Annotated in this window: 21 protein-coding genes; 15 read left to right on the top strand and 6 right to left on the bottom strand. The window is 75.1% G+C overall.

All coding sequences use genetic code 11. The features are described 5' to 3' along the window. The first annotated feature begins 187 nt into the window (after positions 1 to 187). The 3 genes from ACZ4SV_RS07050 to ACZ4SV_RS07040 all read left to right on the top strand — a co-directional run bounded on the left by ACZ4SV_RS07050 (position 188) and on the right by ACZ4SV_RS07040 (position 4350). Complete coding sequence (locus tag ACZ4SV_RS07050) at positions 188 to 1618, top strand: FGGY family carbohydrate kinase (protein WP_468002085.1); 1431 nt, start codon at positions 188 to 190, stop codon at positions 1616 to 1618. Continuing rightward, positions 1615 to 3015: an FAD-dependent oxidoreductase gene (locus ACZ4SV_RS07045; protein ID WP_468002083.1), complete on the top strand. Its 1401-nt coding sequence runs from the start codon at positions 1615 to 1617 to the stop codon at positions 3013 to 3015. The genes ACZ4SV_RS07050 and ACZ4SV_RS07045 overlap by 4 nt, the downstream gene beginning before the upstream one ends. 108 nt (positions 3016 to 3123) lie before the next feature. Then, positions 3124 to 4350 (top strand): NAD(P)/FAD-dependent oxidoreductase, encoded by a 1227-nt coding sequence (locus ACZ4SV_RS07040; RefSeq protein ID WP_468002081.1) that lies wholly within the window; start codon positions 3124 to 3126, stop codon positions 4348 to 4350. A gap of 130 nt (positions 4351 to 4480) precedes the next feature. Here the strand turns inward: ACZ4SV_RS07040 and ACZ4SV_RS07035 are convergent, their stop codons facing one another. After that, positions 4481 to 5245: a crotonase/enoyl-CoA hydratase family protein gene (locus ACZ4SV_RS07035; RefSeq protein WP_365881438.1), complete on the bottom strand. Its 765-nt coding sequence runs from the start codon at positions 5243 to 5245 to the stop codon at positions 4481 to 4483. A gap of 159 nt (positions 5246 to 5404) precedes the next feature. Between ACZ4SV_RS07035 and ACZ4SV_RS07030 the strand changes: the two genes are divergently transcribed. The 11 genes from ACZ4SV_RS07030 (at position 5405) to ACZ4SV_RS06980 (ending at position 19286) form a co-directional block, all read left to right on the top strand. After that, positions 5405 to 7348 (top strand): ABC transporter ATP-binding protein, encoded by a 1944-nt coding sequence (locus ACZ4SV_RS07030; protein ID WP_468002078.1) that lies wholly within the window; start codon positions 5405 to 5407, stop codon positions 7346 to 7348. 108 nt (positions 7349 to 7456) lie between these two features. Further along, entirely contained in the window at positions 7457 to 7996 is a 540-nt protein-coding gene (locus ACZ4SV_RS07025) for a 2Fe-2S iron-sulfur cluster-binding protein (protein WP_365881436.1), read from the top strand. Further along, positions 7993 to 8988, top strand: a complete 996-nt coding sequence (locus ACZ4SV_RS07020; protein WP_468002076.1) for an FAD binding domain-containing protein — start codon at positions 7993 to 7995, stop codon at positions 8986 to 8988. The genes ACZ4SV_RS07025 and ACZ4SV_RS07020 overlap by 4 nt, the downstream gene beginning before the upstream one ends. Before the next feature lie 20 nt (positions 8989 to 9008). After that, entirely contained in the window at positions 9009 to 11114 is a 2106-nt protein-coding gene (locus ACZ4SV_RS07015; RefSeq protein ID WP_468002074.1) for a xanthine dehydrogenase family protein molybdopterin-binding subunit, read from the top strand. A 1-nt stretch (position 11115) separates the two neighbouring features. Further along, complete coding sequence (locus tag ACZ4SV_RS07010) at positions 11116 to 13485, top strand: glycoside hydrolase family 65 protein (RefSeq protein ID WP_468002072.1); 2370 nt, start codon at positions 11116 to 11118, stop codon at positions 13483 to 13485. Positions 13486 to 13575: 90 nt separating this feature from the next. Further along, the gene (locus ACZ4SV_RS07005; RefSeq protein ID WP_468002070.1) at positions 13576 to 14598 is read left to right on the top strand and encodes a GNAT family N-acetyltransferase; all 1023 of its coding nucleotides are present in this window, start codon (positions 13576 to 13578) and stop codon (positions 14596 to 14598) included. Next, entirely contained in the window at positions 14595 to 15926 is a 1332-nt protein-coding gene (locus ACZ4SV_RS07000) for an ABC transporter substrate-binding protein (protein WP_468002068.1), read from the top strand. The genes ACZ4SV_RS07005 and ACZ4SV_RS07000 overlap by 4 nt, the downstream gene beginning before the upstream one ends. After that, on the top strand, positions 15920 to 16879 hold the full coding sequence (locus ACZ4SV_RS06995) for a carbohydrate ABC transporter permease (RefSeq protein WP_468002066.1): 960 nt from the start codon (positions 15920 to 15922) through the stop codon (positions 16877 to 16879). Before ACZ4SV_RS07000 ends, ACZ4SV_RS06995 begins: the two co-directional genes overlap by 7 nt. Beyond that, positions 16876 to 17745 (top strand): carbohydrate ABC transporter permease, encoded by an 870-nt coding sequence (locus ACZ4SV_RS06990; protein WP_468002064.1) that lies wholly within the window; start codon positions 16876 to 16878, stop codon positions 17743 to 17745. Before ACZ4SV_RS06995 ends, ACZ4SV_RS06990 begins: the two co-directional genes overlap by 4 nt. A gap of 134 nt (positions 17746 to 17879) precedes the next feature. Then, a complete protein-coding gene (locus ACZ4SV_RS06985; protein ID WP_468002062.1) occupies positions 17880 to 18686 on the top strand; it encodes a LytR/AlgR family response regulator transcription factor in 807 nt (268 codons plus the stop codon). Between the two features lie 45 nt (positions 18687 to 18731). Beyond that, positions 18732 to 19286 carry an SRPBCC domain-containing protein gene (locus ACZ4SV_RS06980; protein WP_468002060.1) on the top strand — a complete coding sequence of 185 codons (555 nt, stop codon included), beginning with the start codon at positions 18732 to 18734 and terminating at the stop codon, positions 19284 to 19286. A 45-nt stretch (positions 19287 to 19331) separates the two neighbouring features. Here ACZ4SV_RS06980 and ACZ4SV_RS06975 read toward each other — a convergent pair whose 3' ends face one another. From ACZ4SV_RS06975 to ACZ4SV_RS06965, 3 genes are all read right to left on the bottom strand, one after another. Further along, positions 19332 to 20378: an amidohydrolase family protein gene (locus ACZ4SV_RS06975; protein ID WP_397935280.1), complete on the bottom strand. Its 1047-nt coding sequence runs from the start codon at positions 20376 to 20378 to the stop codon at positions 19332 to 19334. A gap of 71 nt (positions 20379 to 20449) precedes the next feature. Next, positions 20450 to 21235, bottom strand: a complete 786-nt coding sequence (locus ACZ4SV_RS06970; RefSeq protein ID WP_468002058.1) for a 2-keto-4-pentenoate hydratase — start codon at positions 21233 to 21235, stop codon at positions 20450 to 20452. Then, complete coding sequence (locus ACZ4SV_RS06965) at positions 21235 to 21864, bottom strand: TetR family transcriptional regulator (protein ID WP_468002056.1); 630 nt, start codon at positions 21862 to 21864, stop codon at positions 21235 to 21237. Before ACZ4SV_RS06965 ends, ACZ4SV_RS06970 begins: the two co-directional genes overlap by 1 nt. Positions 21865 to 22122: 258 nt before the next feature. On the opposite strand from ACZ4SV_RS06965, the gene ACZ4SV_RS06960 reads away from it, so the two are divergent. Next, complete coding sequence (locus ACZ4SV_RS06960; RefSeq protein ID WP_365882175.1) at positions 22123 to 22776, top strand: NADPH-dependent F420 reductase; 654 nt, start codon at positions 22123 to 22125, stop codon at positions 22774 to 22776. A 56-nt stretch (positions 22777 to 22832) separates the two neighbouring features. Here the strand turns inward: ACZ4SV_RS06960 and metX are convergent, their stop codons facing one another. Next, positions 22833 to 23984 (bottom strand): homoserine O-acetyltransferase MetX, encoded by a 1152-nt coding sequence (metX, locus tag ACZ4SV_RS06955; RefSeq protein ID WP_397935656.1) that lies wholly within the window; start codon positions 23982 to 23984, stop codon positions 22833 to 22835. Beyond that, complete coding sequence (locus ACZ4SV_RS06950) at positions 23981 to 25342, bottom strand: bifunctional o-acetylhomoserine/o-acetylserine sulfhydrylase (RefSeq protein WP_397935276.1); 1362 nt, start codon at positions 25340 to 25342, stop codon at positions 23981 to 23983. The genes metX and ACZ4SV_RS06950 overlap by 4 nt, the downstream gene beginning before the upstream one ends. Between the last annotated feature and the right edge of the window lie 293 nt (positions 25343 to 25635).

Below are 25635 nucleotides of genomic sequence, written 5' to 3'. Positions count from 1 at the left end.
GGTGTCGGAGCGATCTCGGGTGGTCGGCGGTCACTATAGAGGCGGACGTTGCGGCGTACCATCGTTGCCAAGTGAACCATCTCGCCACGCCAGTTGACGCGAGCGCTCCCGGGGGTGCCTTGACGCCGGGCCGGGTACGGCGGCAGGCTGGCGCGGTGATCTTCAGGTCCGAGGCGCGGGACGCGCGATGACGGGGCCGGTGCTCGCCGTCGACCAGGGCACTTCGGGCACCAAGGCGCTCGTCGTCTGCCCCGAGCGCGGCCTCCTCGGCACCGGCTTCGCCGCGGTCCGCCCCCGCCATCTGCCCGGCGGCCTGGTCGAGGTGGACCCGGCCGAGCTGTACGACTCGGTGGTCGACGCCGGCCGGCGCGCGCTCGCCGAGGCCGGCGAGGACGTCGTCGCGCTCGGCCTCGCCAACCAGGGCGAGACCGTCCTCGCCTGGGACCCGGCCACCGGCCGCCCGCTCACCGACGCCCTGGTCTGGCAGGACCGGCGGGCCGCCACCGTCTGCGCGGACCTCGCCGGCCACGCCGAGGAGCTGCGGCACCTCACCGGCCTGCCCCTCGATCCGTACTTCGCGGCGCCCAAGATGGCCTGGATCCGCCGCCACCTCACCCGCGAGGGCGTCGTCACCACCTCCGACGCCTGGCTGGTCCACCGCCTCACCGGCGTCTACGCCACCGACGCCGCCACCGCGGGCCGCACCCAACTCCTCGACCTGGACCGCGCCGCGTGGTCCCCGCGCGCCCTCGAACTGTACGGCCTGGCCGGCGAACGCCTGCCGGAGATCACGGACAACGCCCAGCCGGTGGGCACCACCAGGGCGTTCGGCCCCGAGATCCCGCTCACCGGGCTGATCGTGGACCAGCAGGCCGCCCTCCTCGCCCAGCGGATCACCGGGCCCGGCGCCGTCAAGTGCACCTACGGCACCGGCGCGTTCCTGCTCGCGCACACCGGCGACACGCCCCGGCGCGGCGGCTCCGGCCTGGTCAACTGCGTGGCCTGGCGGCTCGGCGGGCACACCGGCTACTGCCTGGACGGCCAGGTCTACACGGCCGCCTCCGCCGTCCACTGGCTCACCGGCCTCGGGGTCATCTCCTCCGCCGCCGACCTCGACCCCGTGGGCGGCGCCGTCCCGGACAGCGGCGGCGTCACCTTCGTCCCCGCCCTCGCCGGACTCGCCGCGCCCTGGTGGCGCGGCGACCTGCGCGGCTCCCTGACCGGCCTGGGCCTGGACACCACGGCCGGACACCTGGTGCGCGCCCTGTGCGAGGGCATCGCCGCCCAGGTCGCCGAACTCGCCGAGGCCGCCGCAGCCGACCTGGGCGCACCGCTGGACACGCTCCGCGTCGACGGCGGCCTCACCCGCTCCGCGCTCCTTTTGCAGACCCAGGCCGACCTGCTGCAACGCCCGGTGGAGGTGTCCGCGCTGCCCGACGCCACCGCGCTCGGCGCCGCCGCCCTCGCCCGGCTCGGCGCGGAGCCCGGACTGAGCGTCGAGGACGTCCTGCCCGACTGGAAGCCCGCCGCCGTGTACGAGCCGCGCATGCCGGCCGGCCAGGCCGCCGAACGCCGGGCCGGCTTCCGCGCCGCCGTCGCGGCCCTCCTCGGCCCGTGACCGTCACCGCGGCCGGGCCGCTGCCGCGCACGGTGTACGACGTGGCGATCGTCGGCGCCGGCGTCGTCGGCTGCGCCATCGCCCGCGAACTCGCCCGCCACCCCCGGCTGCGCGTCGCCCTGGTCGAGGCCCAGGACGACGTCGGCCAGGGCACCTCCAAGGCCAACACCGCGATCCTGCACACCGGTTTCGACGCCTCGCCGGGCACCCTGGAAGCCCGGCTGGTCCGCGAGGGACACGCCCGGCTCGGCGCCTACGCCGCCGAGAGCGGCATCCCCGTCGAACGCGTCGGCGCCCTGCTCGTCGCCTGGGACGAGGAACAGCTCGCCGCGCTGCCCCGCCTGGCCGCCAAGGCCGGGCACAACGGCTGCCACGACACCGCCCTGCTGGGCCGCGCGGAGCTGTACGCCCGCGAGCCGCAGCTCGGCCCCGGCGCGCTCGGCGCCCTGCACGTGCCCGGCGAGAGCGTCATCTGCCCCTGGACCACCACCCTGGCCTACGCCACCCAGGCGGTCCGGGCCGGCACCGACCTGCATCTGAACACGGCCGTGGAGGGGGTGACCCGGGCGGACGGACACCTGCTGACCACCAGCCGGGGCACCCTGCGCGCCCGCCACCTGGTCAACGCGGCCGGACTGCACGCCGACACCCTGGACCGCGCGCTCGGCCACGAGGACTTCACCGTCACCCCGCGCCGCGGCCAGCTCCTGGTCTACGACAAGCCGGCCCGCTCGCTGGTCCGGCACATCCTGCTGCCCGTGCCGACCGCCCTCGGCAAGGGCGTCCTGGTCGCGCCCACCGTCTACGGCAACGTCCTGCTCGGCCCCACCGCCGAGGACCTGCGCGACAAACGTGCCACCGAGTCCACCGCCGAGGCGCTGGCCGGGCTGCGCGACCAGGGCCGGCGCATCCTGCCCGCCCTGGTGGAGGAGGAGGTCACCGCCGTCTACGCCGGGCTGCGCGCGGCCACCGGCCGGGAGGACTACCGCATCACCGCCCACCCCGCGCAGGCGTACGTCACCGTCGGCGGCATCCGCTCCACCGGACTGACCGCCTCCATGGCCATCGCCGCCCACGTCACCGCCCTGCTCGCCGACGCCGGCCTCGACCCCGGCCCGGTGCGCGAACCCGCTCCGGTGACCATGCCCAACATCGGCGAGGCCTTCCCCCGCCCCTACCAGCGGGCCGACCTGATCGCCGCCGACCCCGCCTACGGCACCCTCGTCTGCCACTGCGAGCGCGTCTCCCGCGGCGAGATCCGCGACGCCCTCGCCAGCACGGTCCCGCCGCGCAGCCTGGAGGGCCTGCGCCGCCGCACCCGCGCCCGGGCCGGCCGCTGCCAGGGCTTCTACTGCGGAGCCGCGGTACGGGAGCTGTTCGAGCGGGGCCGGCGATGACGGGCGGACTGTTCGAGCGGGACGGATCGTGGGGCGGACTGTTCGAGAGGGGCCGGTCATGACGGGCGAGCTGGGCGACGGGGGCCGGTCGTGACGGGGGAGCGGGCCGTGCCGCGCCGGGTCGACGTCCTCGTGGTCGGCGCCGGCCCCGCCGGGCTCGCCGCCGCCGCGCGGCTGGCCGCCGCCGGGGCCGGGCGCGTGGAGGTGCTGGAGCGCGAGATGCAGCCCGGCGGCGTGCCCCGGCACTGCGCCCACGGCGGCTTCGGCACCTGGACCCGGCCGCTCACCGGCCCCGGCTACGCCCGGCTGCTCACCCGGGCCGCCGAGCGGGCCGGCGCCACGCTCCGCACCGGGGTGACGGCCCTGGACTGGGCGGCGGACGCACCCGTGCTCACCGCCGTCGGCCCCGGCGGGCCGGAGACGATCGAGGCCCGGGCGGTCGTCCTGGCCACCGGCGCCCGCGAACGCCCGCGCACCGCCCGCCTGGTGCCCGGCACCCGCCCCGCCGGCGTCTACACCACCGGCGAACTCCAGCAGGCCGTCCACCTGTTCGGGCAGCACATCGGCACCCGCGCGGTCGTGGCCGGCGCCGAGGGCGTCTCCTACGCGGCGGCCGCCACCGTCCGCGCGGCCGGCGCCGAGGTCGTCGCCCTGGTCACCGAGCACCCGCGCGCCCAGGCCGGCCGCGCGCGGGCCCAGACGGCCCGGCTGGGCCACGGCATCCCGCTGCTCACCGGCACCACGGTCACCGAACTCCTCGGCCGCGGACGGCTCTCCGGCGTCCGCGTCCGCCACCGGGACGGCCGCACGGCCGTACTGGCCTGCGACACCGTGGTGTTCACCGGCGACTTCCTCCCCGAGCACGAACTCGCCCGGCGCGGCGGCATCCTCCTCGACCCCGGCACCCGCGGCCCCGCCGTCGGCGGCTCCGCGCACACCTCGCGGCCCGGCGTCTTCGCCGCCGGCAACCTGCTGCACGCCGTGGAGGAGGCCGGCACCGCGGCCCGCGAGGGCGCCCGGGCCGGCCGCGCCGTGCTGGACTTCCTGGCCGGCGCGCCCTGGCCGGACCCCGGCGTGCCCGTCACCGTGGCGGCGCCGCTGCGCTGGATCGCCCCGAACCGCGTCCAGGCCGCCGCCCGGCCCGACCGCCACGTCCTGCGCACCGGCACCCCGCTGCCCCGCCCGGTCCTGTACGTCCGCCAGGACGGCCGCCTGCTGCACCGGGAACGGCTCGGCCCCGCCACCGCGCTGCCCGGACGCACCCTGACCCTCGGCACCCGCTGGCACGGCCGCGTCGACCCCGGCGGCGGCGAGATCCGGGTCGCCACCGAGTGACCACCGGCCGGGCGCGGTTCAGGGACTGGTGAACGAGCCGGGTCGCCGCCGAGTGACCACCGGCAGGGCGCGGCTCAGGGACTGGTGAACGAGCCGGGTCGCCGCCGAGTGACCACCGGCCGGGCGCGGGTCAGAAACCGGTGAACGAGCCGTGCCGCCCGGCCCCGGCCGCGAACCGCGCGGCGCCCTCGGCGCCCTGGGCCAGCACGCCCCCGCCGTACCGCAGTTCGCGGCGCAGCGCCGACTCCTCGTCCAGCCCCTCCTGGTCCAGGACGGACGCCCGGTCGGCGCGCAGACACGCCTGCGGGAACCGGGCGACGGCCGCCGCCAGGGCCTCGGCCTCGGCGCGCGCCCGCCCGGTGGGCACCACCCGGCTGACCAGCCCCATGTCCAGGGCCTCGCGGGCCGGGACCGGGCGGCCGGTGAGGATCAGGTCCAGCGCCCGGCCGGTGCCGATCAGCCGGGGCAGCCGTACCGTGCCGCCGTCGATCAGGGGCACGCCCCAGCGGCGGCAGAACACGCCGAACACCGCGTCCTCCTCCGCGACGCGCAGATCGCACCACAGGGCCAGTTCCAGACCGCCCGCGACCGCGTGCCCGGCCACCGCGGCGATCACCGGCTTGGACAGCCGCATCCGCGTCGGACCCATCGGCCCGTCCCCGTCCGCCGCCACCCGGTTGCCGCGCTCCGTGCCGATCGCCTTCAGGTCCGCGCCCGCGCAGAACGTGCCGCCCTCGCCCCACAGCACCGCCACCCGGGCACCGTCGTCTGCCTCGAACTCCCGGAAGGCGGCGGCCAGTTCGGCGGCCGTCGGACCGTCCACCGCGTTGCGGGCGGCCGGCCGGGACAGGACGACCGTGGTGACGTACTCCTCGCGTTCCACGCGGACCGGCACGATGGGTGCTCCCTCCCGTACGGCGACTCGACGACCCCACTGTCCCGCAGACGACCGCCCGCCGCACCAGTGCCTCCGGAGCCGTCCGGCCGTCCGCAGCGCGGGTGAAATGCCGCGGACCTTGACCTCAACGATGCTTGAGGTCCTAGGTTCGACAGCATGAGCATGGAAACCACGGCCTGGACCCAGTTGCACAGCGTGATGACGGCGCAGTCCGAGCGCCGTCCGTTCGCCCGCGCCACGCTGCGCCGCATCGCCGCCTTCGCCCGCCCGCACCGCGCCGGCATCGTCCGGTTCGTCCTGATCGGGGTGGTGACCGCGCTGCTCGCGGTCGCGACCCCCGTCCTCGCCGGCCGCGTCGTCGACGCGATCGTGGCGGGGCGCCCCTCCGGCACCGTGGTCCGGCTGGCCCTGCTCATCGCGCTGGTGGCGCTCGCCGAGGCGGCCCTCGGCATCCTCGGCCGGCGGCTCTCGGCGACGCTCGGGGAGGGACTCATCCTCGACCTCAGAACGGCTGTGTTCGATCATGTGCAGCGCATGCCGGTCGCGTTCTTCACACGTACCCGTACGGGCGCGCTGGTCAGCCGTCTCAACAACGACGTGATCGGCGCCCAGCGGGCCTTCGCCAACACCCTGTCCGGCGTCGTCAGCAACCTGGTCACGCTGCTGCTCACCCTCGCCGTCATGCTCACCCTGTCCTGGCAGATCACCCTGCTCGCGCTGGTCCTGCTCCCGGTGTTCGTGCTGCCCGCCCGCCGCATGGGCAGCCGGATGGCCCGTATGCAGCGCGAGGCGGCGGAGCTGAACGCGGCCATGGGCACCCGGATGACCGAGCGGTTCTCCGCGCCCGGCGCCACCCTGGTCAAACTGTTCGGACGCCCCGAGGAGGAGTCGGCCCAGTTCGCGGCCCGCGCCGCCCGGGTCCGCGACATCGGCGTGCGCACCGCCACCGCCCAGTCCGTCTTCATCACCTCCCTCACCCTCGTCTCCGCCCTCGCCCTGGCCCTCGTCTACGGCCTCGGCGGCTGGTTCGCGCTGCGCGGCACCCTGGAGCCCGGCGCGGTCGTCTCCCTCGCCCTGCTGCTGACCCGGCTGTACACCCCGCTGACCGCGCTGGCCGGCGCCCGGGTGGAGGTGATGAGCGCGCTCGTCAGCTTCGAGCGGGTCTTCGAGGTGCTCGATCTCAAGCCGCTCGTCCAGGAGAAGCCGGACGCCCGCGAGGTGCCCGAGGGACCGGTCGCCGTCGAGTTCGACAGCGTCCGCTTCGCCTACCCGTCCGCCGACCAGGTCTCCCTCGCCTCCCTGGAGGAGGTCGCCGCGCTCGACACCCGCGGCGGCACCGAGGTGCTGCACGGCGTCTCCTTCCGCGCCGAACCCGGCCAGACCATCGCCCTCGTCGGCTCCTCCGGCGCCGGCAAGTCCACCATCGCCCAGCTCCTGCCCCGCCTGTACGACGTGGACGCGGGCGCGGTCCGGATCGGCGGCGTCGACGTCCGCGACCTGACCGCCGCCTCCGTACGGGCCACCCTCGGCATGGTCACCCAGGACGGCCACCTCTTCCACGACACCGTCCGCGCCAACCTGCTGCTGGCCCGGCCCGACGCGGACGACGAAGCGCTGTGGGACGCCCTCGGCCGGGCCCGCCTCGCCGACGTCGTACGGTCCCTGCCCGACGGCCTGGACACGGTCGTCGGCGAGCGCGGCTACCGTCTGTCCGGCGGCGAACGCCAGCGCATGACCATCGCCCGGCTGCTGCTGGCCCGGCAGCGGGTGGTCATCCTGGACGAGGCCACCGCCCACCTGGACAACACCTCCGAGGCGGCCGTCCAGGAAGCGCTCACCGAGGCGCTGGAGGGCCGTACCGCCCTGGTCATCGCCCACCGGCTGTCCACCGTCCGCGCCGCCGACCAGATCCTGGTCGTGGAGTCCGGCCGGATCGTGGAACGCGGCACCCACGACGAACTGCTCGCCGCCCGCGGCCGGTACGCCGAGCTGCACCGCAGCCGGTTCACCCGGCCGGCCGAGGCGTCCCCGGCACCGGCCGGGGCGTCCCCGGCGCCGGCGGAGGCGGACCCGCAGGTGCCGGCGGCCGGCCACCGCTGACCGGGGTGCCCGGCGCGGCACCGGATGGCCGCGCACAGGTGTGAGCCGGGGGTGAGCTGGATACGCGGTGGGGACGGCAGTCCGTCCTTCCGGAAGGTCATCCCGGCCATGACCAGCGCATCCCAGCCCGGCCACGACTCGGAGGTCACCCTCCGGGTCAACGGCAAACCCCACACCCTGCGCGTCGACCACCGGCGCGTCCTGCTGGACCTGCTGCGTGAGGACCTGGACCTCACCGGCTCCAAGAAGGGCTGCGACCACGGCCAGTGCGGTGCCTGCACCGTGCTGGTCGACGGTCGCCGCCTCAATAGCTGTCTGCTGCTCGCGGTCGCCCTGGACGGCAGCGAGGTCACCACCGTCGAGGGCCTGGGCGGCGACGGCGAGGAACCGCACCCGCTGCAACGGGCCTTCCTGGACCGCGACGCCTTCCAGTGCGGCTACTGCACGCCCGGCCAGCTCTGCTCCGCCCTCGGCATGCTCGCCGAGGCCGCCGCAGGCCACCCCTCCCACGTCACCGGCCCGGCGGCCCCCGCCGGCCGGCCCGTCCCGCTGGACCGGGCCGAGATCCGCGAGCGGATGAGCGGCAACCTGTGCCGCTGCGGCGCCTACCCGCGCATCGTCGAGGCGATCGAGGACGTGATCGAGTGAACGGCTTCGGATACCTGCGGCCCGGAAGCGTCCAGGAGGCCGTCGAGGCGTACGCCGCCCACCCCGGCGCCCGCTATCTGGCCGGCGGCACCAACCTCGTCGACCTGCTGAAACTCGGCGTGGAGCGGCCCACCGTCCTGGTCGACGTCGGCCGGCTGCCGCTGGACGCCGTCACCGAGCTGCCCGACGGCTCCCTGCGGATCGGCGCCACCGTCCGCAACAGCGACCTCGCCGCCGACCCGCGCGTCCGCGTGCGCTGGCCGGCCCTGTCCCAGGCCCTCCTCGCCGGCGCCTCCGGCCAGCTACGCAACGCCGCCACCACCGGCGGCAACCTGCTCCAGCGCACCCGCTGCCCCTACTTCCAGGACCTGGACAAACCCTGCAACAAACGGGAGCCGGGCAGCGGCTGCGGCGCCCGGGACGGTGTCCACCGCGACCACGCCGTCCTCGGCCACTCCGCCCACTGCATCGCCACCCACCCCTCCGACATGGCCGTCGCCCTCGCCGCCCTGGACGCCGAGGTCGAGCTGTACGGCACCGAGGGCAGCCGGCGCCTGCCGATCGCCGACTTCTACCGGCTGCCCGGCGAGCACCCCGAACGCGACACCTGGATCCGCCCCGGCGAACTGATCACCGGCGTGCTGCTGCCGGCCGCCACCGCCGGTGTCCCGTCCGCCTACCGCAAGGCCCGCGACCGGGCGTCGTACGCCTTCGCCCTCGCCTCCGTCGCCATCGCCCTGCGGGTCGTGGACGGCGTGGTCGAGCAGGCGTGCGTGGCCTTCGGCGGGCTCGCCCACCGGCCCTGGCGGGCCCGGCACACCGAGCTGGCCCTGCTGGGCGCCCCCGCCACGCCCGCCGCCTTCGAAGGAGCCGTCGCGCTGGAACTCGCCCACGCCGAGCCGCTGCGCGACAACGCCTTCAAGGTCTCCCTCGCCCGCAACCTCGCCCTGGACGTCCTGAGCCGTCTCGCCCCGGCCCCGGCGGCGGCCTGAGCCGACACAGGAGGACCCTTATGACCGGCACGACGGGCACTGCCCTGGGCGCTCCCGCCGAGCGCCGCGAAGGACGCCAGAAGGTCACCGGCACCGCCCGCTACGCCGCCGAGCACCACCTGCCCGGCCGCGCCCACGCCTGGCCCGTGCCCGCGGCGATCGCCCACGGCCGGGTCACCGGCGTCGACACCTCCGCCGCCCTCGCCCTGCCCGGCGTCCTAGCCGTCCTCACTCCCGGCGCCGCGGCCGGGCTCGGCGAACCCGAGGACGGCACGCTCGGCGTGCTGCGCGGCCCGCACGTGCCGCACCGCGGCTGGTACGTGGCCCTCGCCGTCGCCGAGACCCTGGAGACCGCCCGCGCCGCCGCCCGGGCCGTCCGGGTCGAGTACGCCGGCGCACCCCACGACACCCGCCTCACCGAGGACCACCCGGACGCCTACACGCCCGAGGAGGTGACCAGCGGGCCGGGCCGGCTGGAGCACGGCGACCCCGAGGCCGCCTTCGCCGCCGCCGAGGTCCGCGTCGACGTCACCTACCGGACACCGCCGCTGCACAACCACCCCATGGAGCCGCACGCCAGCACCGCCCACTGGGACGGGGACCGGCTCACCGTCTACACCTCCAGCCAGGGCGGCACCGCCGTGCGGTCCGTGCTCGCCGGACTGTTCCGGCTGCCCGAGGAGGACGTCACCGTCGTCGCCGAGCACGTCGGCGGCGGCTTCGGCTCCAAGGGCACCCCGCGCCCCGACGTCGTCCTCGCCGCGCTGGCCGCCCGGCACACCGGCCGGCCCGTCACCGTGACCTGTCCCCGCCGCCACCTGCCCACCACGGTCGGCCACCGCGCGCCCACCGTGCAGCGGATGCGGCTCGGCGCCGGCCCGGACGGCCGGCTCACCGCCCTGCTGCACGAGGTCACCGCGCACACCTCGCGGGTACGGGAGTTCGTGGAACAGGCCGGGGCGGTCTCCCGCGTCATGTACGCCACGCCCGCCCTGCTCAGCACCCACCGGGTGGTCCCGCTCGACGTGCCCAGCCCGTCCTGGATGCGCGCGCCCGGCGAGGCACCCGGCATGTACGCCCTGGAGTCCGCCGTGGACGAACTCGCCCACGCGCTCGGCACCGACCCGGTCGACCTGCGGGTGCGCAACGAACCCGAGCGCGAGCCCGGCAGCGGCAAACCCTTCAGCAGCCGGCACGTCGTGGAGTGCCTGCGCGAGGGCGCCCGCCGCTTCGGCTGGGCCGGCCGCGACCCGCGCCCCGGCGTCCGCCGCGACGGCCCGTGGCTGCTCGGCACCGGCGTCGCCGCCGCGACCTACCCCAGCCAGGCGTCCCCGTCCACGGCCGCCGCCCGCGCCCTGCCCGACGGCACCTTCATCATCAAGATCAACGCCACCGACATCGGCACCGGCGCCCGTACGGTCCTCGCCCAGGTCGCCGCCGACGCCCTCGGCGTGCCCCTCGACCGGGTGCGCACCGAGGTCGGCCACACCGGCCTGCCCCCGGCCCCGCTGGCCGGCGGCTCCATGGGCACCGCCTCCTGGGGCTGGGCCGTCCACGCGGCCTGCGCCGACCTGGCGGCCCGGCTGGCCGCCCACCCCGGACCGCTGCCCGCCGGCGGGATCGAGGCCCGCGCGGACACCACCGGCGAGGCCGACGCCGACAGCCCCTACGCCCGGCACGCGTTCGGGGCCCACTTCGCCGAGGTCGCCGTCGACACCGTCACCGGCGAGATCCGGGTGCGCCGGCTGCTCGGCGTGTTCGCCGCCGGCCGCATCCTCAACGCCCGCACCGCGCGCTCCCAGTTCACCGGCGCCATGGTCATGGGCCTCGGCATGGCCCTGACCGAACACAGCACCGTGGACCCGGCGTTCGGCGACTTCCCGGAGTCCGACCTCGCCTCCTACCACGTGCCCGTGCACGCCGACGTGCCCGACATCGAGGCCGACTGGATCGAGGAGGACGACCCCCACCTCAACCCCATGGGCAGCAAGGGCATCGGCGAGATCGGCATCGTCGGCACCGCCGCCGCCCTCGGCAACGCCGTCCACCACGCCACCGGCATCCGCTTCCGCGAACTGCCGCTCACCCCCGACCGGATCCTCGCCGGCCTGTTGTCCGAGGCATGACGTGACCGGACCCGCCTGGGAGTACGACGGCTACCGGCCCGCCGAGGAACGCCTGCGCGAATCCCTGTGCACCCTCGGCAACGGCTACTTCGCCACCCGCGGCGCGCTGCCCGAGTGCACCGCCGACGCCGTCCACTACCCCGGCACCTACGCGGCCGGCTGCTACAACCGGCTCACCTCCGAGGTCGCCGGACGCCGGGTCGAGAACGAGGACATGGTCAACCTGCCCAACTGGCTGCCGCTGCGCTTCCGGCCGGCCGGCGGCACCTGGCTCACCCCGGACACCACCACCGTCACCGAGCACCACCAGGTCCTCCACCTCGACCCCGGCCTGCTGGAGCGCCGCACCCGCTACCCGCTCGGCACCGGCGCCGGCCTGCTCGTCCGGCAACTGCGGCTGGTCCACCTCGCCGACCCGCACCTGGCCGCACTGCGCACCGAGTTCACCGCCGACGGCCGCGCCCTGGACCTGGAGGTGGAGGCCGCGCTCGACGGCGGCGTCACCAACTCCGGGGTCGCCCGCTACCGGGAGCTGGACGGCCGCCACCTCACCCGGGTCGGCGTCGGCACCGCCGGGCCCGGCACCGTCTGGCTGCGCTGCCGCACCCGGACCTCCGACATCGGCTTCGGCCTGGCCGCCCGGCTGACCGCCGAGGCACCCGTGACCCAGGCCGGCGAACCACCGCGCGCCGTACAGCGGCTGCGGCTGCGGCTGCCGCCCGGCCGGACCGTCACCGTGGACAAGACCGTCGCCCTGCACACCTCCCGCGACCCGGCGATCAGCGACCCGCTGTGCGCGGCCGTCGAGCGGGCCCGCGCCGCGCCCGCCTTCGAGGAACTGCTCGACGGCCACCGCACGGCCTGGCAGCAGCTCTGGCGGCGCACCGCGCTCGACGTGCCCGGCGAGGCCGGCAGCATCCTGCGCCTGCACCTGTTCCACGTGCTCCAGACCCTCTCGCCGCACACCGCCGACCTGGACGCCGGTGTGCCCGCCCGCGGACTGCACGGCGAGGCCTACCGCGGCCATGTCTTCTGGGACGAACTCTTCGTCCTGCCCTACCTCAACCTGCACCTGCCCGAGGTCTCCCGGGCCCTGCTCCGCTACCGCCACCGCCGGCTGGACGCCGCCTGCCACGCGGCCGCCGCCCTCGGCCGGCGCGGCGCGCTCTACCCCTGGCAGAGCGGCAGCGACGGCCACGAGGAGACCCAGCAACTGCACCTCAACCCGCGCTCCGGCCGCTGGCTGCCGGACCACTCCCGGCTCCAGCACCACGTCGGCTCGGCGGTGGCGTACAACGTCTGGCAGTACTGCGAGGCGACCGGCGACACCGACTTCCGGCACGGCGAGGGCGCCGAGATGCTCCTCCAGATCGCCCGCTTCTGGGCCGACTCGGCGACCTGGGACGACCGCCTGCGCCGGTACCGGATCCGCGGCGTGGTCGGCCCCGACGAATACCACGACGCCTATCCGGGCGCCCTCCGGCCGGGCCTGGACGACAACGCGTACACCAACGTCACCGCCGCCTGGGTGCTCACCCGCGCCCTGGAACTGCTGGCCGCCCTGCCCGAGCCGCGCCGGCGCGAGTTCACCGAGTACTCCGGTCTCGCCGAGGACGAACCCGCCCGCTGGGAGGAGGTCTCCCGCGGCCTGCACATCCCCTTCCACGACGGGGTGATCAGCCAGTTCGACGGCTACGGCGACCTCGCCGAACTCGACTGGGACGCCTACCGCAAGCGGTACGACGACATCCGGCGCCTGGACCGCATCCTGGAGGCCGAGGGTGACACCGTCAACCGCTACAAGGCGTCCAAGCAGGCCGACGTCCTGATGCTCGGCTACCTCTTCTCGCCCGTCGAACTGCGCGCCCTGTTCCAGCGGCTGGGCCACCCGCTGGACGAGCGCACCTGGTCCGCGACCGTCGACCACTACGTGCACCGCACCAGCCACGGCTCCACCCTCAGCGGACTCGTCCACGGCTGGATCCTGACCCGCGCCCGCCGCGCCGCCGCCTGGGGCTTCGTCCAGGAGGCGCTGCGCGGCGACATCGCCGACCTCCAGGGCGGCACCACCGGCGAGGGCATCCACCTCGGCGCGATGGCCGGCACCCTCGACCTCGTCCAGCGCGGACTGACCGGCCTGGACACCCGCGGCGGCGGCCTGTGCCTGGACCCGGTCCCGCTGCCCGAGCTGTCCTCCTACGGCTTCTCGATCCGCTACCACGGCCACTGGGGCGTCCGGCTGCGGCTGCGCAGCGGCCTGCTGGAGATCGCCGTACCGGACTCCGGCCAGTCACCCATCGACGTCCGGCTGCGCGGCCGGACGGTGCCCGTCGGCCCGGGCGAGACGGCCCGGCTGGTGCTGCCGGACTGAGGTCCGGGCGCGTCCGGCTCGACATTCCCGGACGGACCAGTAGATTTCCAGCCACCGTTTCGAGAGGTCACCGGCAGACGGGGGCAGAGGATGAGCCAGCACGACCGGCCCGGGGCAGGGCACCTTCCGCCGGCGACCGGACCCACGACCCGCTCCCGGACCGCGATCCGCGGCTTCCGCACGGGCGACGGACCACCGCTGGTGGAGGCGTGGCGGCGCAGCGCCCCCGCCGACCCGCTCAGCTCCGGCCGCTTCCGCTCCCTGGTGCTGCTCGACCCCAACTTCGACCCGAACGGGCTGCGGGTCGCCGTGGCCGGCGACCGGGTCCTCGGCGCGGCCTACGCGGTGCGCCGGCTCGTCCCGCTGGCCGGCACCGACCTGGAACCGGACCAGGGCTGGATCCCGTTCTTCTTCGTCGACCCCGCCGCCCGCGGGCACGGCCTGGGCCGCCGGCTGCTGGCCGAGGCCCTCGACTGGCTGCACGGCCACGGCCGCACCCGCGTCGACTTCTCCTCGTACACCCCGCACTACGTCCTGCCCGGCCTGGACGCCGAGGCCTATCCGCACGCCGCGCGGCTGCTGGAGGCGCTGGGCTTCCGGACGCGGTACGAGGCGGCGGCGATGGACCGCGGCCTCGTCGGCTACCGCCTCCCGGACGAGGTCGCCCACCGCCACGCGGAACTCACCGCGCGCGGCTACCGGTTCACCACCCCGGCCGACGACGAACTGGCGGAACTGGCCGCCTTCGCCGGACGCCACTTCGACCCGGACTGGGCGCGCGCCATCCGCGCCTGTCCGGCCGCCGGCACCCCGCTCGACCGGATCGTCCTCGCCCGGCACCCCTCCGGCCGCCTGGCCGGCTGGGCGATGCACGGCGCCTACGAGGCGGTGGACGAGCGGTTCGGCCCGTTCGGCGTGCTGGAGGAGATGCGCGGCACCGGGCTCGGCACGGTCCTGCTCCACCTCACCCTGGAGCGGATGCGGGCGCACGGCGCCCACTGCGCCTGGTTCCTGTGGACCGGCGAACGGTCCCCGGCGGGCCGTCTGTACCGCGCGGCCGGCTTCCGCACCACCCGGGTGTTCCGGATCATGCGCCGGGAGACCGCCCCGTGACGCCGGCCCCCCGCACCGGCCGGCCGAGCCGCCGGCACCTCGCGCTCGCGCTGCCCGCGGCGCTGCTCGCCGCCGGCTGCGCCGGACCGCACCGGGGCACCGGACGCCCCGGCGACCCGATCGTCCTCACCCTGCTCTCCCACTACGCCAGCGGCACGCTCCGACAGGCCCTCCAGGGCCCCGTCGACGAGTGGAACGCCACCCACGACCGGGTCAAGGTACGGACGACGGCCGTCGAGTTCGGCGACCTGCTGACCACCCTCATGGTCCGGCAGGCCGCCGGCCAGGGCGCCGACATCCTCCACCCGTACTGCCTGTGGAACGGCCAGCTCGTCCGGGCCGGCGTCCTCAGGCCCGCGCCGCCCGAGCACGCCGAGGAGATCCGGCGCGGCTACGGCCCGGCCGCGGTCGGCGCCGCCTCGGTGGACGGCACGGTCTACGGCTATCCCACGGAGGCACAGACGTACGCCCTCTACTACAGCAAGCGGCTGCTGCGCGAGGCCGGCGCCGACGGCCCGCCGCGCACCTGGCGGGAGCTGGAGGAGACCGCCTACCGCGCCACCCGGCGCGACCGGTACGGCAACCCGCTGGTCCAGGGCTTCGGCCTGTCCGCCTACGACGACGCCACCACCGTCGGCCAGACGCTCGCCCTGCTGCACGCCGCCGGCGGCCGGTTCGTCGCCGCGGACGGCCGGAGCACCGCCATCGACTCGCCGGCCGGCCGCGCCGTGCTCACCCTGGAGCACCGCCTCGTCGCCCGCGGCGCCAGCGCCCCCGCCGTCAACGTCTACCGGGCGTTCCCGGCCGGCCGGGTCGCCATGGTGATCGGCGCCGGCTGGTGGACCGCGAGCCTGCGGGAGCTGATGGGCGCCGGCTACCGGGACGTCGGCATCGCACCCGTCCCCGTGCCCGAGCCGGGCCGCCGGCCCGCCACCCTCGCCACCGGCTTCATGCTCGGCGTCAACACGGCCAGCCCGCACCCGCGCGAGGCCTGGGAGTTCCTGCACTGGCTCAACACCGGCAGGGTGACCGCGCGCCGGGGCGCCACGGCGACCCGGATGAGCGCCCTCCAGGTCTCCGTCGGCTCGCTGACCGGCCGCGCCGACGACATGCGTGCCCTCCTCGGCACCGGCGGCGACCCGAACCTGCGCCCGTTCCTGGACGCGCTGGCGTACGCGGTGCCGGAACCGAACGTGCCGGGCGCGCAGCAGGCCAAGTCCCTGCTGCGCAAGAACATCGAGGCGCTGTGGACCGGCCGGCGGTCGGTCGACGAGGCGCTGCGCACGACCCGCCGCCAGGCCGACCGGGAGGTGGCACGCCCATGGTGAACGTCCTGGCGCCGGAGACGACCGGCCGGGCGCCCGGCCCGCGGCCCGCCGCGCCCGCCGTCCGCCGCCGCGGCCGGGCCCGGCGCCGCCAGACGGCCGTCGCGTACCTCTTCCTGGCCCCGGCGCTGCTGTTCTTCGCCGTCTTCCTGGTCCTGCCGCTCGGCTTCGCGCTGCTGCTGTCGACGTCCCACTGGACCGGGTTCGACCTCGGCGGCATCCAACCGGCCGGACTGGACAACTTCGGCCGCCTCTTCGCCGCCGGATCCGCCTTCCTGACCCCGGTCCTCACCAACACGCTGCTGTACGCGCTGGGCACCGTGGCCCTCGCCCTCACCGGCTCCGTGCTCGTCGCCGCCTGCATCGACAGGCTGCGGTTCCAGGGACTGTGGCGCACCCTGTACTTCCTGCCGATCGTCACCACCGTCGTCGCCGTCGGCAACGTCTGGAAGTACATGTACGAGCCGGGCGGCCTCGCCAACGGCGTCCTCAACGCCCTCGGGCTCGCCTCGGTGGCGTTCCTCCAGGACCCGGACACCGCGCTGCCCTCGGTCGTGGTCGTCCAGGCCTGGGCCTCGCTCGGTTCGGCGGTCCTCGTCCTGACCGCCGGCCTGAAGTCGATCCCCGCCTCCTACCACGAGGCCGCCGCGCTGGACGGCGCCGGACCCGCCACCGTCTTCTGGCGGATCACGCTGCCGCTGCTGCGGCCGTCCCTGCTGTTCGTGTGCGTCACCCAGTTCCTCACCGGCCTGCAGTCGTTCGCGCTGATCACCGTGATGACCCAGGGCGGGCCGGGCGACGCGACGAACGTGGCCGCGCTGGAGATGTACCGGCAGGCCTTCGCCTACGGCGACTGGGGCACGGCGAGCGCCGCCGCGTTCGTGCTGTTCGCCGTGGTCCTGGTGGTCACGCTGGCCCAGTTGTGGTTCTTCCGGCGCACCGGGGAGGACGGGTGAACCGCCGCCGCTTCCCCTGGCTGTCGTACGCGGTCGTCGTCACCGGCGCCGTGCTCACCGTGGTGCCGTTCGCCGACATGGTGATGACGTCCTTCAAGGGCGCGGGCGAGGCGGGCACCCTGCCGTACCGGTTCCTGCCGCAGGCGTTCGACCTGTCCAACTACCGCGCCGCCATGGCCCAGCTGAACCTGCCGGTGCTCTTCCGCAACAGTGCCGTCGCCACCGCCGTGATTACCGCCTCGGTACTGCTGACCTCGTCGCTGGCCGGCTACGCGCTGGCCAAACTCCGCTTCCCCGGGCGGCACTTCCTCTTCCGGTTCGTCCTGTCCACGATGATGTTCCCGCCGTTCCTCTTCCTCGTCCCGCACTTCCTGATCCTGGTGCACTGGCCGCTGGCCGGCGGCAACGACCTGCTCGGGCGCGGCGGCGCGGGCCTGACCACCGGCGTGGTGGCGCTCACCGTGCCGTTCCTCGTCAACGGCTTCGGCATCTTCCTGACCCGCCAGTTCCTGCTCTCCGTACCGGACGAGGTACTGGAGGCCGCACGCGTCGACGGGGCCGGCGAGTTCACGGTGTGGTGGCGGATCGTGGTCCCGCAGACCAGGCCCGTGCTGGTGACCCTGGGACTGCTGACCTTCGTCGACGCCTGGAACGAGTACATCTGGGCGCTGCTCGTCTCCACCGCCAACCCGGACGTGATGACGCTGCCGGTCGGCATCCAGCTCCTCCAGGACCACGTCGACCCGGCCCGTACGATGCCCGTCGTCATGGCCGGCCTGGTGCTGAGCGTCCTGCCGGTCCTGGTCCTCTTCCTGCTGCTCCAGAAGCACTACGTCCGCGGAGTCATGCTCAGCGGCCTCAAGTAGCGGCGGGCGGACCGAAGGGAGGCGGAGGCGGCCGAACATCACGGCCGGGACACACCGCCGTCCGCGATCTCGACGGCGCCGCCCGGCCGGGACCACCATGGGGGAGCGGCCGAGGACGGAAGGAGCCGCCGGACATGCGGGTGACCGACCAGCCCTTGCGCGTCCTGGCCGTGGACGACGAGCGGCCCGCGCTCGACGAACTGCTGTACCTGCTGGACCAGGACCCGCGGGTCGGCACCGCCGTGCCCGCCCTGGAGTCCGCCGAGGCGCTGCGCCGGCTGAGCGGGACGGCCGGCGGCCCGGAGAGCGCGGACGGCTTCGACGTCGTCTTCCTCGACATCGGCATGCCCGGCCTCTCCGGTCTCGAACTGGCCCGGCTGCTGGGCGGGCTCGCCGCGCCCCCGCTGATCGTCTTCGTCACCGCCTACGAGGACTTCGCCGTGCGCGCCTTCGACCTCAAGGCGGTCGACTACCTGCTCAAGCCGCTGCGCAAGGAACGCTTCGCCGAGGCCGTACGACGCGTCGCCGAACTGGTCCGGGCCGGCCAGGGCCCCCGCCCGGCGGCGCTCGCGCCACCCGGGCCCGCCGTACCCGCCGCCGGCGACCAGGTGCCCGTGGAACTGGGCGGGGTGACCCGGTTCGTGCCGCTGGCCGACATCACCCATGTCGAGGCACAGGGCGACTACGCGCGGCTGCACACCGGCGGGGGCAGCCATCTGGTGCGCATCCCGCTGTCCACCCTGGAGGAGCAGTGGCGCCCCCACGGCTTCGTGCGCATCCACCGCAGCCGGCTGGTCGCCCTCGGCCGGATCGAGGAACTCCGGGTGGAGGGCGGCAATCTGACCGTCCGCATCGGCGACCGGGTGCTCGCCGTGAGCCGCCGCAACGCCCGTGACCTGCGGGACCTGCTGACCGGCCGGGCGGCGGCCCGGGACCGCTGACCGGGACCGCCCGGCACGCGGCCGGGCCCGTGTTACGTTCGGCGCATGGACGCCAGTGACCTCACCCAGGCCGGGCCGGACGGCTCCCCGGCCGCCGGCCCGGAATCCCCCGTACGGCACGGCTCGTTCAGCGTCTCCGTCGACTTCACGGTGACCCGGGCGGAGGTCTTCGGCGGCTTCGCCGACCCGGACCTGCGCAGCCGCTGGTTCCGGCTGCCCGGCGCGTCCGCCACCGCCGAACACGCACTGGACTTCCGGGTCGGCGGCGGCGAGAGCGCCCGCAACGTCTTCGTCTCCGAGGACACCGAGGAACGGCTCGCCTACCGCTCCCGCTTCCTGGACATCGTCCCGGACACCCGGATCGTCCTCGCCTACTCCGCGGAGGTCGGCGGCGTCCGCCGCTGGATCTCCCTGGTCACCGTCGAACTGACCGACGAGGGAGCCGGCTGCCGGCTGACCTGGACCGAGCAGTACACCTGGCTCGTGCCCACCGGGGACGGCGGCGACGACATCGCCCATCTGCGCGGCGGCACCCGCCTGCTGCTCAACGGCCTGACCACGGTGGTCGATCCCGGCCGTTACCACGGTCTGCGGCGTTGACCGGCCGGCCCCCGGGCCTCCCCGCGGACCGGCCGGTACGGCCCGTCAGTCGGCGCCGGGCTGCATGAGGCTGAACAGCAGCCGGGCGGCGGCCCGTTGGGCCGAGTGCCGCAGGCGCGAGCCGAGCGGACGGCCCGGGGCCGCGGGGCGCGCGGCGGCCAGCCGGGGGAAGAGCGCTTCGGCGTTGGTGCGGTTGACCGCGGTCAGCGTGCCCGGGTCGAGCTGGGTGTCCAGGCCGGTGGCGAAGTACTTCCCGGCGCCGGCGGGCGCGAACGGCCAGTCGCTGCCGAACAGGACGTGCCCGGGCCGGGCGAAGGCCAGCAGGGTGGGCAGGGCCGCCGGGCTGGAGGAGAGCGCGGTGTCGAAGTAGAAGGCCCGGAAGTCGTCCAGCACGTCCAGGACGCTGCGCCCGGTGTCGTGCGCGATGGTGACGGCCAAGCGGTGGGAGGCGTACGGGACGAAACCGCCGGCGTGGCTCAGGATGAACCGGATGTTCGGGTACGCGCGCACGATGCCGCTGCGCACCAGCAGATAGGCGGCGCGGGTGGTGTCGAGCAGGAAGTCGGCCGCGAACGGCGGGACGTCCTTCACCGCGGGCGCCGGCAGTTCGGACGGATGGACCAGCACGACGGCGCCCCGCTCGTCCAGACACCGCCACAGCGCGTCCTGGCCGGGCGCGCCGAGATAGACGCCCTGGGTGTTGGCGAGCAGGACGACCCCGTCGGCGCCCAGCGAGGTCAGGGCCCGCCCGGCCTCCCGCGCGGCGGCGGCGGTGTCCGGCATGGGCAGGGTGGCGAACCAGCCGAAGCGGCCGGGGTGGTCGGCGGCCAGGCCGGCGGAGAAGTCGTTGAGCCGCCTCGCCAGACCGGCGGCCTCGGCCGGGTCGGTGAGGAAGCCGGTGGCGGGCGTCGAGACGGAGACGATCGCCGCGTCCGTGCCCAACTGGTCCATCGCCTCCAGCGCTGCCTCGGGGCTCCAGTCGGGCAGGGCGCGGCCACCCGCCTCGGCGATGCCCGTCTGTGCGAGAAGACCGCGGTAGAAGGGCGGTACGACGTGCTGGTGGACGTCGATGCGGCGTAGTGCGGTGGGCATGCGCTGACCTGCTGGCTCTCTCTCGGGGATGGATGCGGGGTGATGAGACGGCGGCGGTGGCCGGGTGGCGCTCAGCCGAACGTCACCGACACCGGACCGAGGCGGCTCAGGCGTGCCTCGACGGTCTGTCCGGCGCCGACGCGGGGCGCGGTGGTCATGGCGCCGGACAGGACCAGCTGACCGGCTTCCAGGCCGGTGCCGTGACCGGCGAGGGTGTCGGCCAGCCAGGCGACCGCGGCGGCCGGGTGGCCGAGGACGTCCGCGCCGCTGCCGGAGGCGACCCGCTCGCCGTCCACGAGGAGGTCGGCCGTGACGGCGGCGAGGTCGGGAGCCCGCTCCAGCGGTGTCCACGGACCGCACACCAGACCACCGGTGCCGGCGTTGTCGGCGACGGTGTCGACCAGGGTGATCCGCCAGTCGCGGATCCGGCTGTCGACGATCTCCAGCGCCGGGGCCACCGCCTCGGTCGCGGCCAGGACGTCGGCGACGCCGACACCGGGACCGCGCAGCGGCCGGGCGAGCCGGAAGCAGATCTCCGGTTCCACGCGGGGCGCGCAGTACCGCCCGGCACGGACCGTGGCGCCGTCGCGGTGGACCATGTCGTGCAGCAGATGGCCGAAGTCGGGCTCGACGCCGAGGAGCCTGCGTATCACGGCGGACGTCAGGCCGACCTTGTGCCCGACGACGGTGGCGCCCTCGGCCAGCCGCAGGGCGATGGTGTCGCGCTGCACGGCGTAGGCGTCGGTCAGGTCCAGGCCGGGCAGGACGGCCGACAGCGGCTCCACCGGGGCCGCGTGCCGCTCCGCCTCGCGTAACATCCGTGCCGCCTCGGTGCGTTCTCGATCGGTCAGCATCATCACTCGCTCCTCGCCGCCAGCCGTTCCGCCTCCGCGTACACCAGCCGTGCGTGCAGTTCGAACAGGGCGACCAGGTCCACGTCGTCGCCGTTGATCTCCCGCTGGACGAACAGGCCGTCGGCCCCGGCGACGGCGTAGGCGGTGAGCAGGTGCACCGCGTCATCGGCCAGCTCCGGCAGCAGGAACCGGACCACCTCGCCGATCTTCTGCCGCGCGATGTCCCGGACTTCGAGGAACACGGTGCGGCCCCGGGGCTCGACGGGCCGCCGCTCCAGGGCGAGCATCAGGCCGAGGCGCAGGAAGTCGGGTGCGTCCACCAGTGACTTCGCCACGTTCGCCGCCATGGCGACGACCCGGTCCATGGGTGTGCCCGCCGACTCGTCCGGCAGCTCGACGGCCGCGAGCCAGGTCTCGAAGCTGCGCTCGATGACCGCGGCGATCAGGTCGTCCTTGTCCTTGAAGTGCCAGTAGATCGAGCTGGCCGGCAGCCCGCACTTGGCGCTGACGGCCGCGATCGACGTCCCCTCGTACCCACGCTCGCCCGCGATCTCCACCGCCGCGTCCAGGATCCGCTGCCGCGACTCCACGCCGTTCGCGCGTTTCTTCCGCGCATTCTGCGGCCTGGTCATGAAGATGCCCCCTGTCGCGCCGCCTTCGCCGGTCCGTGGTGCCCACCTTACCGTAGCGGCTGCTCCAATTGGAACGACTGCTACAGCAACTCACCCGTAACAACGGCTCGGTGGTCCGCTCCTTGACCCGGCGGCCGCACCCCGCACGCTGCTCAAGTCCGTGTTCGGCGGCAATAAGTTCGGTTCCGGGGCACTGGCGCGGGTCGGGTACGGTTTGTCCAGCCGGCCGGCGCAGATCCTCCGGAAGAAAGCGAGCCGATGAGAATTGCCCTGCTGGGGACGGGTGCCGTGTGCCACGTCCTCGCTCCCGCCTTCCTCGACCTGGGACACGACGTGGTCGTGGGAACCCGCTCGCCCCGCGCCACCCTGGACACCAACCAGGCGTACGCCCGGCTGGCCGAGCGGCATCCGGCCCTGGAACTGCGCGCGTTCGCGGACGCGGTGCCGGGCGCCGATCTGGTGGTGAACGCGATCGACGGGCCCTCCTGCGTCGCGGCGCTCACCCCGCTCGCCCCGGCCCTGGCCGGCCGCGTCCTCATGGACGTGTCCAGCCCGCTCGACTGGTCCGACCCGGACGCCGTCCTCGACCCGGTCAACACCGACAGCCTCGGCGAGCAGCTCCAGCGCGCGCTGCCCGCGGCCCGGGTGGTCAAGACCTTCAACACCCTGGCGGCTCAGGCCATGGCGGCGCCCGCGGCGATCGGGGACGGCGACCACACGGTCTTCGTCAGCGGTGACGACGCCGCGGCCAAGGCCGTGGTGACCGGGCTGCTGGAGTCGCTGGGCTGGAAGGACGTCCTCGACCTCGGCGGCATCCGGACCGCCCGCGCCACCGAGATGATGCTGCGCATGTGGATCGACACCTGGGCGGCCCTGGGCACCGACATGTTCGGGTTCAAGATCGTCCGCTGATCCGACGGCGGGCCGGCGCGGCTAACCGTTCCCGCATGAGCGCGGCGATCCCGCGGCTATCCGAGCAGTTCCCGCACGAGCGCGGCGACCTGCTCCTGTTCGACGAGGAAGCCGTCGTGACCGCACGGGGACGCGATCACCCGCAACCGGTCCGCCGCGGGGATGCCGGCCGCCAGCTCGGCCTGCTGGCGCAGCGGATAGAGGCGGTCGGAGTCCACGCCGGCGACGAGTGTCCTGGCCGTCACCCGGCTCAGGGCGGCCCGGGTGCCGCCCCGGCCCCGGCCGACGTCGTGACTGTTCATGGCCTCGGTCAGGGTGACGTAGCTGCCCGCGTCGAAGCGGCGCACCAGCTTGGCGGCGTGGTGGTCGAGGTAGGACGCGACCTGGTACCGGCCGCCGTGCCAGGGCTCCTCGGCGCCCTGCGGCGCCCGCCCGAAACGCGCCTGCAACTCCGGTTCGCTGCGGTAGGTGACATGGGCGAGGCGGCGGGCCAGGCCGAGTCCCGCGTGCGGGCCGAGCCCGGGGCCGGCGTCGTGGTAGTCGCCGCCGCGCCAGTGCGGGTCGCCGCGGATGGCGTGCAGCTGGAGGTCCGCCCAGGCGATCTGCTCCGCGCTCGCCGCGGCGGCCGTGGCGAGCACCAGGAGCGCCCGCGTCCGCTCCGGATACGACACGGCCCACTCCAGCGCCCGCATGCCGCCCATCGACCCGCCGGCGACCAGCGCCCAGCGGTCGATGCCCAGCGCGTCGGCCAGGCCGGCCTCGGCGGCCACCTGGTCGCGCGGGGTCAGGAAGGGGAAGCGGCCGCCCCAGCGGCGGCCGCCCGGCGCCCGGGACGACGGCCCGGTGCTGCCCTGGCAGCCGCCGAGCACGTTCGGCGCCACCACGAACCAGCGGTCGGTGTCGAGCGCGCGCCCGGCGCCGATCAGCCCGTCCCACCAGCCCGGGGCGGGGTGGCCGGGCCCGGCGGCACCGGCGGCGTGGCTGTCACCGGTCAGGGCGTGCAGCACGAGCACCGCGTTGGACCGGTCCGGGGCGAGCCGGCCCCAGGTCTCGAACGCCAGCCGTACGCCCGGGAGTTCGCCGCCCGCCTCCAGGGCGAGCGGCCCGTCGCGCACGTACCACTGGCGGCGCCCGGGCGGGTCCCCCTCCCGCCAGGCCCCGGAGGCCGGCGGGAGGGGGACCGTGGGCGCGGTCGGTACGGCGGTCAGGACGCGCCCTTCGCCGCGCGGAAGCCCGCTTCCAGGTCGGCCTTCAGATCGGCGAGGTTCTCGATCCCGACCGACAGGCGCACCAGGCCGGGGGCGGCGCCGGTGGCCGCCAGCCGCGTCTCGTCGAGCTGGCTGTGGGTGGTGGACGCCGGGTGGATGATGAGGCTGCGCACGTCACCGATGTTGGCGAGATGGCTGAACAGCTCGACCGCGTCCACGAACCGCTTGCCGGCCTCGACCCCGTCCCGCAGTTCGAAGGAGACCACGGCACCGGCGCCCCGGGGGAGGTACTTGCGCCCCGCCTCGTACCACCTGCTGGACTTCAGCCCCGGGTAGTGCACGACGGCGACCTCGTCGCGCTGCTCCAGCCACTCGGCGAGGGCCTGGGCGTTCGAGGAGTGCCGTTCGAGGCGCAGGCTGAGCGTCTCCACGCCTTGCAGGAGCAGGAAGGCGGAGTGCGGGGAGAGCGACGGACCGAGGTCGCGGAGCAGTTGCACCCGCAGCTTGACGGCGAAGGCACCCGGGCCGAGCGCGGGCCAGTACCGCAGCCCGTGGTAGCTGGGGTCGGGCTCGGTGAAGTCGGGGAACCGCTCGGCGTGCGCCCCGAAGTCGAAGGTGCCGCCGTCCACGACCACGCCCGCGATGGCGGTGCCGTGGCCGCCCAGGAACTTGGTCGCCGAGTGGACGACGACGTCCGCGCCGTGCTCGATGGGCCGCAGCAGATAGGGCGTCGGGACGGTGTTGTCCACGATCAGCGGCACCCCGGCCGCGTGCGCAACGTCGGCGACGGCCCGCACGTCGAGGACGTTGCCGCGCGGGTTGCCCAGCGTCTCCGCGAAGAACGCCTTGGTGTTCGGCCGGACCGCCGCCCGCCACGCCTCGACGTCGTCCGGGTCGTCCACGAACGACACCTCGATGCCCAGCTTCGGCAGGGTGTGCCGGAGCAGGTTGTACGTGCCGCCGTACAGCGACGTGCTGGAGACGATGTGGTCGCCGGCACCGGCCAGGGTCAGGATGGCCAGGGTCTCGGCCGCCTGCCCGGAGGAGAGCGCCACGGCCGCGACCCCGCCCTCCAGGTCCGCGATCCGCTGCTCGAAGACGTCCTGGGTCGGGTTGTGGATACGGGTGTAGATGTTGCCGGGCTCGGCCAGCGCGAACAGGTCGGCGGCGTGCTGCGTGTCCCGGAACACGAAGGACGTCGTCTGGTAGATGGGCGTCGCCCGGGCGCCGGTCGTCGGGTCCGGTGTGGCGCCCGCGTGGATCTGCCGGGTCTCGAAGGACCAGGCGGAGGTGTCGGGGCCGGCGGGCCCGTCCTCGGGGGTGTGGCCGGCGGTGACGGAGTCGACGGGCTGGCTCATGGGGTAACTCCCTTGTGCGCAAAGCGAAGACGCGTGCGGTGAGGCACGCGGAGGGGCGAAGGTGCCGCAGGGCTGCGAGCCGGGCCCGGAACAGGGCGGCGTTCAGCGTGGTGCGGTGGAGAGGAGGCCGGCCGGAAGCCGGCGGCGCGACGTCAGTTCGCGGCGGGACAACCCGTGGCGGTGACACGCACGTAGTCGACGTGGCGGCGGGTCACGAGCACGGTCATGGAGCCAGATAACCACATGGACGCGGCGCCGCACCAGCACGGCGTGACCTTTCCCTTACCCGGACG

This window comes from Streptomyces sp. NPDC027672 (assembly GCF_055566335.1).
The sequence above is the reverse complement of the archived record's forward strand: the minus strand, read 5'-3'. Positions and strand labels throughout refer to the sequence as shown.